Origin of the sequence: Streptomyces sp. NPDC006516, from assembly GCF_040611875.1 — a bacterium.
In the GTDB taxonomy this organism is placed as follows: domain Bacteria; phylum Actinomycetota; class Actinomycetes; order Streptomycetales; family Streptomycetaceae; genus Streptomyces.
Map to the genome: position 1 here is coordinate 339,130 of NZ_JBEXPD010000006.1, position 13,624 is coordinate 352,753.

General features: G+C 68.3%; 12 protein-coding genes. 10 read left to right on the forward strand and 2 right to left on the reverse strand.

Going from position 1 to position 13,624, the window contains the following annotated elements; all coding sequences use genetic code 11:
• The first annotated feature begins 212 nt into the window (after nt 1-212).
• From ABZY45_RS19910 to ABZY45_RS19955, 10 genes are all read left to right on the forward strand, one after another.
• Nucleotides 213-485, forward strand: a complete 273-nt coding sequence (locus ABZY45_RS19910) for a hypothetical protein (RefSeq protein ID WP_356741600.1) — start codon at nt 213-215, stop codon at nt 483-485.
• Nucleotides 482-850, forward strand: a complete 369-nt coding sequence (locus tag ABZY45_RS19915) for a hypothetical protein (RefSeq protein ID WP_356741601.1) — start codon at nt 482-484, stop codon at nt 848-850. The genes ABZY45_RS19910 and ABZY45_RS19915 overlap by 4 nt, the downstream gene beginning before the upstream one ends.
• Nucleotides 847-2,046 (forward strand): ThiF family adenylyltransferase, encoded by a 1,200-nt coding sequence (locus ABZY45_RS19920; RefSeq protein ID WP_356741602.1) that lies wholly within the window; start codon nt 847-849, stop codon nt 2,044-2,046. Before ABZY45_RS19915 ends, ABZY45_RS19920 begins: the two co-directional genes overlap by 4 nt.
• Nucleotides 2,047-2,060: 14 nt before the next feature.
• On the forward strand, nt 2,061-2,324 hold the full coding sequence (locus tag ABZY45_RS19925; protein ID WP_356741604.1) for a hypothetical protein: 264 nt from the start codon (nt 2,061-2,063) through the stop codon (nt 2,322-2,324).
• A 267-nt stretch (nt 2,325-2,591) separates the two neighbouring features.
• Nucleotides 2,592-3,167 carry a hypothetical protein gene (locus ABZY45_RS19930; protein ID WP_356741643.1) on the forward strand — a complete coding sequence of 192 codons (576 nt, stop codon included), beginning with the start codon at nt 2,592-2,594 and terminating at the stop codon, nt 3,165-3,167.
• Nucleotides 3,168-3,215: 48 nt separating this feature from the next.
• Nucleotides 3,216-4,427, forward strand: a complete 1,212-nt coding sequence (locus ABZY45_RS19935) for a HEPN-associated N-terminal domain-containing protein (RefSeq protein ID WP_356741606.1) — start codon at nt 3,216-3,218, stop codon at nt 4,425-4,427.
• A gap of 113 nt (nt 4,428-4,540) precedes the next feature.
• Nucleotides 4,541-5,218, forward strand: coding sequence for a DUF6308 family protein (locus ABZY45_RS19940; RefSeq protein ID WP_356741607.1), 678 nt, complete (start codon nt 4,541-4,543; stop codon nt 5,216-5,218).
• Between the two features lie 182 nt (nt 5,219-5,400).
• Nucleotides 5,401-6,576: a tyrosine-type recombinase/integrase gene (locus tag ABZY45_RS19945; RefSeq protein WP_356741609.1), complete on the forward strand. Its 1,176-nt coding sequence runs from the start codon at nt 5,401-5,403 to the stop codon at nt 6,574-6,576.
• Nucleotides 6,573-9,167 (forward strand): site-specific integrase, encoded by a 2,595-nt coding sequence (locus ABZY45_RS19950; RefSeq protein ID WP_356741610.1) that lies wholly within the window; start codon nt 6,573-6,575, stop codon nt 9,165-9,167. The genes ABZY45_RS19945 and ABZY45_RS19950 overlap by 4 nt, the downstream gene beginning before the upstream one ends.
• Nucleotides 9,164-9,742, forward strand: a complete 579-nt coding sequence (locus tag ABZY45_RS19955) for a DUF6262 family protein (RefSeq protein ID WP_223282297.1) — start codon at nt 9,164-9,166, stop codon at nt 9,740-9,742. The genes ABZY45_RS19950 and ABZY45_RS19955 overlap by 4 nt, the downstream gene beginning before the upstream one ends.
• Nucleotides 9,743-9,789: 47 nt before the next feature.
• Here the strand turns inward: ABZY45_RS19955 and ABZY45_RS19960 are convergent, their stop codons facing one another.
• Together ABZY45_RS19960 and ABZY45_RS19965 are read right to left on the reverse strand one after the other, a co-directional pair.
• On the reverse strand, nt 9,790-12,456 hold the full coding sequence (locus ABZY45_RS19960) for a Helicase associated domain protein (protein ID WP_356741612.1): 2,667 nt from the start codon (nt 12,454-12,456) through the stop codon (nt 9,790-9,792).
• Between the two features lie 101 nt (nt 12,457-12,557).
• Complete coding sequence (locus ABZY45_RS19965; protein WP_356741614.1) at nt 12,558-12,773, reverse strand: hypothetical protein; 216 nt, start codon at nt 12,771-12,773, stop codon at nt 12,558-12,560.
• Nucleotides 12,774-13,624 lie beyond the last annotated feature (851 nt).

Here is a 13,624-nt window from a genome sequence, read left to right on the forward strand (position 1 = left end):
CCGGGCAAGTCCAGCAAGGCGGGTGGGGCTGGTGGGAAGCGTGGCCGGAGTGCGGTCACGGGTCGGTTCGTGAAGCAGTCGACGGTGCGTCGGAGCCCGTCGACGACGGTGAACGAGCGCGTGTCGCGCGGCTCGAAGAAGAGCAAGTAGGCGGGCTTCGAGCCCGCCTTTCGCATATCCCGGCCTGCCGTGGCAGGCCGGGGGAAGGGGAGGTGGTCGTCACAACGACGGCAGACATCCAGCAGGAGAAGACCGGCGGCAAGACGGTGACGGTCACGGTGGACGGTGAGCCGGTGGATGTGCCGAAGCGCACGACGCCGAACACGATCCTGGCCCTGGCCGGTATCGACGCTGGCACGCACTACCTGGTCCGGATTACCGGGCGGCATCAGCACTCGTTCGCGGGCCGCGGGGAGGAGGAGATCAACGTGCACGAGCGGGAGACGTTCGTGTCGGTCTCCACCGGCCCGACCCCGACCGCATGACCACCGTCACGGAGGCGGGGCCCGCGGGAATGCTCGCGGGCCTGCGCCGCGCCGGCTACACGGTGGAGCAGACCGGCAACTTCGCCGTCTTCGACTACCTCGTCGAGGTCGGCCCGCAGGCCGGGACGACAGTACGCATCGGCCTGGATCTGGTGCCCGACTGGCCGCTGTCGGCCCCGCACGGCCCGCACATCACCCCCCGCCTGGGGCACCCTCACGGTGCGGTGCACACTTCTCCGCTGGGGCCGGAGTGGGAGCACTGGAGCCGGCCGCCCGCCGACTGGGCGCAGGATCGCACCGTCCGTGGCTACCTGCGGCACCTGCGCACCCTGTTCGCGCAGCTGGAGAACGGTCCTTCCGCATGATCGGCCGCTTCTCGGTCGCGATGACCAGCGAGGTCGCCCAGAACCTCAGCAACCACCTGTGCCGTGCGGACGGGCAGGAGGACTGCGCCTTCGTGCTGTGGCGGCCGAGCACCGGCGCCAGCCGTACCACCGCGCTACTCACTGAGGTGGTGCTGCCGCGTGAGGGCGAGCGGATCGTACACGGAACGGTGAACTTCACCAGCGCCTACTTCCTGCGCGCCGCCGCCCTCGCAGCTGAGCACGGCTGCGGGCTCGGCTTCATCCACGCCCACCCCAAGGGCCGCGGGTGGCAGCGCCTGAACGGCATCGACCACGCGGCCGAGGCGTCCTTCGCCGCGCAGACCCAGGTGATTACCGGCCGTCCGCTGGTCGGTCTGACCTTCGCGGCCACGGACGCCGGTCTCGGCGCGCGCATCTGGCAGCAACAGGCCCCCCGCCGCTTCACCCCCACCGAGGCGGAGAGCGTCCGCGTGGTCGGCGGCCACCTGACGATTACCGTCAACGACCGTCTTCTCCCTGTGCCGGCGGCGACGAACCGGCAGCTGCGCACCGTCTCCGCCTGGGGGCAGACAACCCAGGACGACCTGGCCCGCCTGCATGTCGGTGTCGTCGGATGCGGCTCAGTCGGCATGCTCGTCGTCGAAGCCCTGGCCCGCACCGGTATCCAGCGCCTGAGCCTGTTCGACTTCGACACCGTCGAAGAGGTCAACCTCGACCGGCTCCTGCACGCCACCATTCGTGACGTGCGCCTGCACCGGGCCAAGGCCCATCTCGCCGCCCGAACCGCCCGCCGCGCGGCCACCGCCACGAACTTCCGCGCGACGCCGTACGAGCTGAGTGTGGTCGAACCTGCCGGGTTCGCTGCCGCGGCCGACTGCGATGTGATCTTCTCCTGCGTCGACCGGCCCTGGCCCCGCGCCGTCCTCAACCTCCTCGCCTACACTCACCTCATTCCCGTCGTCGACGGCGGTATCGCGGCGGACGCCTGCGCGGCGCCGAATGGCGCGCCCACATCGCCGCGCCCGGACGCGCCTGCATGGAATGCCTGGGCCAGTACGATCCCGCCCACGTCAGCGCCGAACGCGACGACTCTCTCGACGACCCCGCCTACATCATCGGCCTGCCCGGCGACCATCCGCTGCGCCGCAAGGAGAATGTCTTCGTCTTCTCCGCCAGCGCCGCGGCCGCGCAGTTGAACCAGTTCGTCAGCATGACGACCGCGCCGGGCGGCATCGCCGACACCGGCGCTCACCTGTACCACCTGACCACCGGCGCCCTTGAGCGCCGCGAGGACGGCTGCCAGGCGGGTTGCCCCTACGACGGCATGCTGCGAGGGCTCGGCGACGACGCTTCCGTCACCGTCACGGGACGGCACCTGGCCGCCGAGCAAGTCCGCGCTGCACGTGGTCTTGCCGTACGCCGCTGGCCGCTTCGAACTCGGCGTGCCGTCGATGACCTCCTGCTCCGCCTCTGATGATCCGGTGGGATACGAGATACGGGATGCGAAGCTGGCCAGAGGTATTCACGCGGTCGGCCCGGCTCGCGGAACCGGGTGCCCGTGCGCAATCTGATTACGTTCCGCCGGGCTTCATGCGCTACTGCGGGAGGCTTCGGTGGGATGACGCATAGCCAGGTCAGGGCCTCTGGCTTGGCAGTGACGAGAAACCCTGGTCTCAGCCGATAATTGTCATGCATCGGAGAGTATGGAGGGGTTGTGGGGGCGGGATGGACGGCTTTGCTGGTGGCCGTGGTTGGTGTGGTTGGCACCTTGGGTGCCTCGCTGTTGACGCAGAGCCGCGCGGACCGCACCAAGCGGATGGAGATGGAGGCGGCTGCGGAGCAGCGGCGTGAGGAACGTGATCACGCAGAGGCTCTCCTCCAAGCGGAGCGGGCCCGGAACCGGGCTGAGGAATCCATCGCCTTGCGCAGGGCGTGCTACATCACGTTCAACACGACAGCCCGCCAGTACTTGACGGCACAGGTCGACTTCATGCACGCGCTGTGTAACGGGACAGGGGTTGAGGCCGCGCTCGAGCAGCTTGAGGCCCGCCGCACGACACTTCGGGAAAGCTACGCCGAAGCGCAGATGATCGTCCCCCTGCAGGTAATGGCTGTGGCCGGCGCAGCTAGCAGGCGTCTGAACGCCGGCTACGGACGGCTGAAGCAGATCGCCGCGTCCACCTCCTACAACCAGGAAGACCTGGACAACTTCGAAACGGGCATCGAACAGTCGTGGGCGCTCCTGTCCGAAATGCGGCAGCAGATGCGGTTCGACCTCGGGGTGGACACGGAGCCCGCGTCTGGCACTGACCTTTGACAACCACACTCGCGCGTCACGCGCGCACTGGAGAAGAATCGACTGCTGATGGGGCTCTACAAGCGCATGATCGAGGAGCAGGACGACCAGGGCTGGTGCTTCACCGATCAGTTTGTGTGCACCGGCTGTGTGAACGACGACGTCCTCGAAGCGGTGCTGAGCGCAGCCGAGAATGATGAGGACGCCTGCAGCTTTTGCGGACAATCTCCGGCTGCTGAGCTCGATGTTCTGCTGGAGACGTTCGTCGCAGCCATCCACACCGAGTACCGCTCCGCTGACGACGAGGGTGTCTCCTGGGACGGCAGAGAAGGCGGCTACCAGTGGACCATCCTGGATACGTGGGAGGTGGTGGAGGACTTTGGCGGCTCAGATGTCCTCGTGGGGGAAGGCCTTTTGGATGCCGTATGCGACGCCATCATCGACCAGCCCTGGGTGCCTGTCGACTTCATCGCCCCTCGCCGTGACGAAGCTCTTCGCGATGGGTGGGCCCGTTTTTGTGAGCAAGTGCAGTACCGCACCCGCTACGTTTTCTGGCTGCGGGAAATGGAGGAAGAGTGGCTGGGAGCCGGCGAAGTATCAACCGGCCGCATCCTTGACCACGTGGGCGACCTCGTCGACAGACTCGGTCTCGTCAAGAAACTGCCCGCTGGCACTCGCCTGTGGCGTGCGCTGACCCACGACGAACCGCAGGTCGACTGGAACGCGCGGCGCCTGGGCACAGCACCACGTGAGTATGCCCGGCAGGCCAACCGTATGAGTCCTGCAGGTATCCCCATGTTCTACGGGGCGATCGATGCCGAAACCGCGGTCCAGGAGACCTCACTCCGCAGTGCAGAGTCCTGGGCGACGGCAGCAGTCTTCGAGACGTCTGCTCCATGTAGCGTCGTCGACTTCACATACCTGCCGCCCGTGCCCTCCCTCTACGACATCGACCGAGCGGCGGACCGCCGCCCTCTGATGTTCCTGAGAGACTTCGCCGCCCAGCTGACCAAGCCCGCGCGTTCCGCCTACGAGCAGATCGACTACGTGCCCACCCAAGTGGTTACCGAGTACCTCCTGCACGTCTTCCGCCCCCAGACACCGGTCGCCGGCCTGCTGTACACCTCCTCTCTGACCAGCAAGATGGCAGCAGTCCTCGACGTGCCAAACGAACGCTGCGTCGACCAAGGCACCGACGCGCCTGCCCGAGGGGATAGCCGTCTGGCCCTCGTGCTCGACTCCGCCTCACGCCGTACGGTCCCTGTCCGCCGCGATTCATGATTTTCCCGGCAACTGCCGAATTCCGCCGGAGGAGCTGGCTTGCAGGATCACCTTGATCGTCATGGCGGCAAGTAGGTCCACCGTCGACGACTCGCACAGAAGAGGAGTTACTGGTGTCTTTCGTTGATCCTTCGAAGCCATTCGTGGAGCGGTTGGGTGCCTTCATCGCCGATCCTCAGGCCATCGCGGATCTGCGGCGTTACTTCGGCATAGGCGTGCCACCCGGCACGGTGCCGTTCACGGGCAGCCGGTTCGAGCATCTGGCTGGTGGGGGAGACCGGCTGGGGATCGCCGATCGGATCACGGCGGAGGACCTGGTCGCGGTGCAGACCTTGTCGGTCACCGTTCCGGCGCCTGTCGCGCTGGACCTTTTGGAGGGCCGCCTCGGCACGCGGCTGTCCGGTCTGCTGCAGGCCATTCCCTGGGACATCGACATGGTCGACGCCGAGGCGGACGTCTTGGCCGAGGGCTCACCGGCGGACCAGGCCTGGCACCTCCTCTGCGGCCAGTACGGAGTTGACTGGGTGATTGCTGGAAAGCTCTTGGCTCGTAAGCGTCCACGGCTGTTGCCGGTCTACGACCGTGTGGTGCGCTGTGCTCTGGGCCGTCCGCGCCCCTCGTTCTGGCTCGCGCTGCATGCTGCGATGGGTGCGGACGACCGAGCCCTGCACCGCCAGTTGCTCGCGTTGCGCCATGTCGCGGGGGTGCCGGAGACAGTCAGTGTGCTGCGGATCTGCGACGTGGCGGTGTGGATGGGGCACCGGGCGGAGGGGCACGCCTGTCCTCGTTGACGTCGCCTGCGAAGGCGACCCTGCTGCGTTCTGGCGTGTGAGGGTGACGGACTTTACCAACTGTCCCCTGGGTGTGTGGGACGTTCGCGTGGAGTGGTCCAGGGACGTGGGGTAGGGGTGTGGACTCGGGGGTGGGAGTGCTGCCACCGGGGCGGTTCCCGGTTCGGAGGAGGCGGCACCTGATGGACGGCCGGCTGGTGCTGGGCGACTTACGCGTGCAGGAGATCGTCCGCGGGGACGGGCGGGTGTCCTACACGATCGTGGACACGGACTGCACGCTTGTGGCGGAGGCGGACGGGTTCCTGCGTTCCTGCCGGGCGGGTACGGACCGCACGTACGCGTATGTGCTGGTGGATCATCTGCGGTGGCTGCGGTTCGCGGGCCTGGACACAGGCGCGGTGTCGCTTGAGGACCTGCGGCACTACATGGCGGCTCTGGGAGCGGACTACCCGGGGCCGTTCGGGCTGCCGTGGCGCGAGGGGAAACGCCCCTACGGACACAGTGCACTGAAGACCGCCGCGGCCTGCCTCAAGGGTTTCTACCTCCGCCTGGGCACCCGCGGCGTGAACCCGGCACTGGCGGAGGCATTGCGCGCGACCCGTTTGCCGACGCGGGCGGACCGTCGGCGGGCGATGCTCGGGCACGTCCTGCACAGCATGCCCGCGAACCCGCTGGCTCCGGCAGACCGGATACGCCGGCACCCGAAGATGCTGCCCGAGGGCGCCCGGGATCTGTTGCTGGGGGTGGTGTTGTGCGCGCGGGACCGGATGGTGGTCACGTGGCTGGCCGACGGCGGTTTCCGGATCGGTGAGCTGTGCGGGCTGCGTCTGGTCGATCTGCACCTGCGCGAGCAGGCCGCGTGCGGTCAATGCCGGGGGCCGCACGTGCACATCTGTCACCGTGAGGACAACGCCAACCGGGCCCGGGTCAAGACCAAGTCCCCCTGGACGTCGCAGGATGGCACTGTGTGCGGTGGGACGGTACGCCGGGTGAGTCCGGCGATGATCCACACCTACTTCGAGTACATCACCACCCAATACCCCGCCCAGACCGCTCACGGCATGCTCCTGGTCAGCCTGCACGGCCCCACCCGGGGCCAACCATGGACCACGGCCGCGGCCCGCGGCATGCTGCGCCGGTCCGCATCCCGTCTGGAGATCGGCCGAGTGGTCCCGCACGCTTTCCGGCACAGCTTCGCCACCGCAGTCCTGGACGCCGCACGGGGTAACGCAGTGATCGCGCGTGACGCCGGCGGCTGGGCCTCAGCGGCGACCGTCGAGCAGGTCTACGGCCACGTGGACGTCCACGACCCGGTCTTCACCGCGGCACTGGAGCAGGTCTGGGGGACACAGCCGTGATCCCGCTGACGCTGCTGCCCGGCCGCACCGACACCACCCGCATCGGCCGCGACCGGCTCGAACTGCTCACGGGCCTCATAGAGGCCCCCTCATTCGATCCGCTCTTCCGCGACACGCTGATCTTCATCCCGCCCCAGCACCCGGTCTTCGCCTGGCAGTGCGGCGTCGACGGCTGTGAGCGCATCCGCCGCGTCAGCCACAACCTGTGCGGTTCCCACTGCCTCGAGTGGGAGCAGGCAGAGCGGGCTGGCCAGTCCAAGCGTGCCTTCATGAACGCCGCGACGCCGCTTCCGGCCGCGCGGGGAGTGGACTACGGGCGCTGCCGGATCTGCCCCGACCGGCCGGCCCTCAGCCCCACGACCCAGCTGTGCCATCAACACCAGAACCGCTGGCAGTATGGCTCGGCGGCGCGTATTGACCGGAAGCACCTCAAACGATGGGCTCTGGACCAGCACGCGTTACCCGGCTTCGGTCTCTGCAAGGCCCGCTGCCCGTTCCTAGCCTGCGGCTCGGTGGGATTGTGTATCCAGCACCAGGCTCGTTACCAAACCGAGCAGCGTCCGGGAGGAGCCCGGTCGGAACGCATCCACGGTCGCATCAAAGACGGACGCCCACTCCCCGTGACGTACGACGACGAGTCCGCTTTCCACGCATGGTGTGCCACCACGGGACCCGTGTCACAACCGGGACTGATCAACCTCCACCCGCTGCCTCCTCTGCTGCGGGCCGAGATCCAGTGGGGCCTGCACACCCATGCCCAGGCCGCACAGCACTCTGAGTGGACAACCAACGGCATCAGGAACCTCGTCAGACATTGCCAGCGAGGCGGCGTCACGTCCCTGATGGACCTGCACGACGAGGGCTACAAAGACCTGACCCGCAAGCAGATGGACTCCGAAGTCCGCAAGATCATATGGGAGATCGTCAACGGTCTGCGCTGCGTCTACTACAGCCCCTCGGACAGCAAAGACGCCGGCTTCCTGGAGACCGATCACTTCGGACGACGCTTCAAGAACGCCCAGAGCCACTTCGACATCACCGCCGTACCGCAGCGGTGGCTGCGCGACCTGCTCTGGGATCATCTCGCCGAGTGGCTCCGTTCACCGCAGTGCCCCCGTACCCGCGGCCCCTTCGACCAGATGCGCCGCGCCGCCGTCGAACTGGGCGTCTTCCTCCAGACTGACGCCCCCGAGGCCGGGCACGACCCCACCGTGCTGCGCGGTGAACACGCCGAGCGGTTCGTCGCCGACCAGCGCCACCGCGCCCGCCACGGCCTACCGTCCCTGGGGATGGTCCTGGTCGACGGACGATCCCCCACCGTCACCGACCTGAGCTGCCAATTCGTCTTCAACCAGGCGCGCAAGCTGCTCTACAGCGCCATCCCCGCCGGCCACGCCGAACGCCTCGGCATCGACACCGGCTTCCTGACCGCCATCCCCTTCGGCGGCACCGGCCTCAAGCAGCGCTCCCGCAACCCCTTCAGCGACGACGTCGCCCGCGCGCTGACCGACGAGACCAACCTGCGCCGCCTGGAGGAACTCGACCTCAACGACCGGGGCCTGCGGGACATCTGGGAGACCATCGTCGCCACCGGGCGCCGCTGCAGCGAGGTCGTCGGTCTGCGCCTGGACTGCATTGGCCGCTACCGCGGCCTGGCCATGCTGTGGCACGACCAGACCAAGGTCGGCAACTACAACGAGGGCGTCCGCATCCCCGAGCCCATCTACCAGCGCCTCGATGCCCGCCGCACCAAGACACTCCAGCTCTTCGAGAAGCGTTACGGCCGCACCCCGGCAGCCACCGAACGCGCCGGCCTGGCCCTGTTTCCCTCCCGCATCCGCAACCCCAACGGCCGCCAGCCGATCTCCTACGGACACTTCAACGAACGCTTCAGGACCTGGATCTCCGACCTCGACCTCGGTGGCGCGTACGTCGCCCACCAGGCCCGCCACACCCTGGCCACCAACCTGCTGCGCGCCGGCGCCACGCTCACTCACATCCGCCGCTACCTGGGCCAGCTCTCCGAGCGCATGGCCGAGCACTACGTGAAGATCACCCACAGCGACCTCGAAGACGTCCTGAACACCGTCTGGGTGGCAGGCCCCGGCGCACCCCGCCCAGGTGAACTCCTCTCCGGCGACACCACCCCCATCGACCGCGAGACAGCCCTCGCCCTGGCCCTCGATCTCTCCCGCCGCAGCACCCCCGCCGACGGGGGCTTCTGCACCTACCAACCCGTCGTCGACGGCGGAGCCTGCCCCTGGAAACTCGACTGCGAGAACTGCGACAACTTCGTCCTCTCCGGCGCAGACCTCCTCTACTGGCGACGCAAAGCCGAACAGTGGCGCTCGATCGCAGAGAACGCCCCGGACGACGCCACCGCCGACTACCTCCACACCGTCTTCGAACCCACCGCCCAGGCCATCAAGGGACTCGAGCAGGCCCTGGCCGCCCTCGGCATCCTGGACGAAGCCCTCACCCTGGACTTTCGGCGCCCCCAGGACTACTTCCACCGCACCTGGAGCACTGCCTTCCGCGCCCGAGACCTCGTAGCACTGCAGGCCCCCGACGACGCCACAGGACAGCCATGAGCACGTCCCGCACCGACGCAGCCGCCCAAGCCCGCCGCCAAGCCACCCAAGAGATGCTCGAACGCCTCCAGACCGCGCTGGCGGCCGCAGCACGCGACCATACGCCTATCACCGTCGCCGCCCTCGCCCGTACCGCCCGCGTCTCACGCACCTTCCTCTATCAAAATCAACAGGCCAGAGACCTGATCGAGCAGGCCACCTGCGTAAGCAGACCCCATCCCGCAGTCTCCAACAGCGGCAGCCGCGCCCAGCCCGCCTGGAAGGAACGTGCACTCAACGCCGAAGACGCACTCACCCAGGCCCAGCGCGAAATCCGCACCCAGCGCACCCACATCGCAGAACTCCTCGGCAAGATCCGCGACCTCGAACACGACCTACCCGAGGGCTCCCTCCAGCGCATCGTCACCGAGAACACCACGCTGAAGCAGCACGTACGACAGCTCACCCAGGACAACCAGCAGATTCAAGAGCGCCTGACCAGCGCCCGCCAGAACAACCGCTTCATGGACAAACGCATCGCCGACCTCGAAGCCCAACTTGCTCCGTACCTCACCAACCCAACCCCGCGCCCCTGACCCAGCCTCGGATCACTGCCAAACGGGACGGACCCTGTCGACGACCGTCAGATCCAGTCGATGCCTAGCTTCCGTAGCGCTTCGAACTGCTCCGCGGTGAGTTTGTCCCGCCTTGCGCGGGTATTGGATACCCACACGCCTAGCTTGATGATCACCGGGTCTGTTTCGCCGTCGACTGCGATCTCCTCAGCGTGGCCGCGCGGCACGGGCCGGTCGGCGCCTTCCCGCTCGACCCACTGCGCGAGGGCCGCCAGGCCCCGCTGGAACGACTGCTTCGCCTTGCTCGGCCCCTTCGTTGAACGCGGGGCCGCCGGGGCTGGAGCGGGCCGTTCGACGGGCGTCACACCCAGCGCGGTCAGCCGTTCCTGCTGATCGGTAGACAGTTGTGTCCAGGTACTCGCTTCTCTTTGCCGCGTGAGCCATCGTCCGATGTCGTCGCCGTCAAAGGTGACGCCCGGTGCGATGTGGGGCAGGTGGCCGTCGGCGTCGACGAGGTCGGAGAGGACGCGGTGGTGGCGTTGCCAGTCGAGTGGCCAGGGGCAGTTCCAGTCCGGGTCGATCGCGGTCAGTTGCTGTGCGCGTTGCGCTGCTCGCTCGGGGTCCTTGCCGAGGCCGCCCCTGCGGCGGAGGTTGGCGAGGAGCTGTCCGATGGCCAGCTGCTCGCCGTCCCTCCCGCCTTCGCCCCAGACAGCGTCCTGCCGGGGTGCGAGGTGTCCGGTGGCCCGCCGGTAGGACCGCAGCGCGGCGAGCTTCTTCTCCCATGCTTCGTCGCCGGGCTCCCACACCATCCCGGCCTCGTCGAGGAGCTCTTTGCGGTGGGGGTCGAGTTCGCCTGCACGCAGCGCCTTGCGCTGCTGGTGCACCCACCGGCCCAGGGGGTAGTCCTTCGTGACGCCGACCTCGGTCTCGACGTCATAGGGCACGGCGTACAGGCCGGTGATCCCGTTCTCGGCACGCCACCGGACCAGGGCCTGGTAGCCCTCGAGCCAGACCAGGGACTGGGGACGGATGACACGGCAGCGGGTCAGGGCCGCGATGTCGGCGGCATCGCGGGGGGAGGCGAAGTTGACCACGACCGCAGTGATCCGGTCGACCTCCTGCTGCGCCTCGCTGCTCTCCTCTGGCATCTCCCCGTTCTCCGGACCGGCCGCGGCGGCGGGCCGGACGTGGATACGCCGCCGTTCGGTACCGCGGGTCAGGGCGCGGGAGGCGAGCTGGTCGACCATGCGCTCGGAGTGCGAGCGCATGGCTTGGAGGATGTCGACCAAGGGCTGGTAGCTGGCCGAGGCGACCATGTCCTTCGGGTCCTCCCCGGGCTGGAGGAAGACGGGGATGATGATCCGCGCGGTCTTGGTCGTGCCGTCCGGGTTGGGGCGCAGGGCACGTCCGATGTTCTGGACGACGTCCACCTGGGAGCTGCGCGACCCGACGATGCACACGGCCTCGACCCCGCGCAGGCCGGCGATATCGACCCCGACCCCGAGGGCGCGTACGGAGGACAGGAACGCCCGGTGCACCCGCCGGTTCTGGGCGTCGATGCCGTTGGCGAACCGCTGGATCACCGCACGTCGATGCGCGATGGGATGGTCCCCGCACAGCCAGTCCGCCCACACCCGGTCCGCAGGCACGTGACGGCCCTCCTCCAGCTCGTACAGCTCGGCGTCGATCGACGACGCGGGCAGCTCCTCCGCACCTACCAGCGCCGCCGCGGAGGCCTCAGCGGTGTACAGCTCGGCGGCCGTGCGCGGCATCTGCTCGGCGAACGCTGCGGCTTCTTCGACCCGCTGGTGGAACACCATGGTGGTGTGCAGATTCTGCTGCGCCGCGTGCTCCAGCAGTGCGGCCTGGAGCAGGGCCATGCGCCGGCCGCGCAGCGCTTCCTCGGACAGGCCGAGGATCGGGTCGGGGTCGCGGATCTCGAGCACGTCGATCTCGAAACCGGCGAGGATCGAGCGTTCCACCGCCTCCGCCAGCCCGAGATCAAAAATCCGGGTGCCGTAGGTGCTGGAGTCGTCCTCCATCGACGCGATGACCAGCTCCCGCCCGTCCCGCCCGCGCTGCGGCCGGGGCGCGGCGAGGATCCGCGGGGTGGCGGTCAGGTAGAGCCGGAAGCCGACAGGGATCCGGCTGTTGTCGTGGATCGCTGCCCACGGCCGCCCCATGTCTCCGGCCGTCATGTGCCCCTCGTCCAGAATGGCCAGGTCAAACGGAGCCATCCGCTGCCCGTACAGCCGCTCCCCACCCGCCAGAGCCGACTCCAACGGCCCAGGGACAGTCCGACGACCACTGACATCGGCGGGGTCCTCGCGGTCCACGAGGGAGGCGTACGTGGCGAACACAACCACCGGACCGCTCCCGGCCCACAGGGCGAGCTGGATCGGGTTGGTGGTGGTGCGCACCTCGAGCTGCTCCAGGACCTCGTCCTTGTCTACCGAGCAGACCGCGACCATCGGCGCCCGGTGCCCGACCCGGCGCCAGGACTGGGCACTCTGCACGATCAGGTCCAGGGTGGGCACCATGACGAGGATCCGGCCGTCCGGGAAGTACTCCAGAGCGCACGCAGCGGTGGTGATCGTCTTACCGGACCCGGTCGCGGACACCCCCATGGCACGTGCCCCCTCCGGGGGCGCAAAGGATCTTGCAGGAAATCCGACCCAGTTACGAAAGCGCAATTTCTGGTCGACCTGGTGTTCCTTGAGCGGAATCAAAATCATTTCCAAGCCCTCCCCGATTCCTATTTCTGTGGTCCTTCGATGGCCGTGCGCGGAATGCAGGCGGCACCCGATCCGTTCCGGATCGACGCACCCGCCCTGTGTCAGCCGGGCTTTCCGTCCTTGAAGGGCGGTTGGTCGTCCGGGTCGTAATGCCCGACACCGTGCGTGCAGAGGATGTAGACCTCGTCGCTGTTCACCGTCCGCGCCGTACACAGACCGCCGGCCTCGCCTAGCACCTCCAGCACCCGGCGCCGCGCCATGGTGTGCGGATAGGCGCGCAGCAGCACGGACTCCCGGACGAACCCCTCCAGCCGCACCAGATTCGCCCGTTCACGCTGCCTGACGTCCGCGAAATGTACGGCCAGCTCAGCCGCCCCGCCCGACCGGCCGCCGCGCCGTGGCCATCCCCGGCCCCGCCATGCCCCGGGCCTCGCTCACCGCCATCACGCCTTCGTCCCAGCCGTCCGCGAACACAGCGCATCCCAAGAAGCCGGCACCATGCCGTCCAGCTCCACCACCTCGCACTGCGCCCCGGCGACCGCCCCGGCCTCCAGGTCGTCCGCTCGCTCGCGGGTACGCCCTGCGCCTCCAGGAGCGCGAACAGCCTCAACCGGGCGTTCACACCCGCCGTCTGGTACTGCGTCACTCGACGCACAGAATCGCTGCCCAGCACGGGATCTGGTCCGGTAGATTCGCGGTGACCGGCCATCTGGCCATCCTCTCGGAAACTTGGGAGATTCCCGAGCGACTGGCGGGTGTCCCATATTTCTGCCAACGATACATGCTGCATCTCTCTGAGGCAGCAACACACTAGAACCCGCCACGAACGAGCGACCCCCGCTCCTCGTAGCCAGCCAGGCCCGCGTCAGCGGGCCCTGGGTCCTGGAGGCGTAGCCGGAAGGGCCCTTGAGGCGGCGGAGCGAAGCGGAGCCCAGGGCCAGCGTGGCGAAGCCACGCAGCTCCGGAAGCGCAGCGGACGGAGCCTCACCAAGCCCGCGCAGTGGGCTTGGTGAGCGGGACGCGCAGCGTCCCGCCAGCGTTCCTGCGGAGCAGGAAGCAGCTTGCCCTTCGTGGCCTGGCACTCTGTGCGTTCGAGTGCCAGCGATCCCCCCGGTCAGTGTACGGGGGCAGGGTGGGCCGGAGGCAAGGGCGACCGGCCACGCTCTCA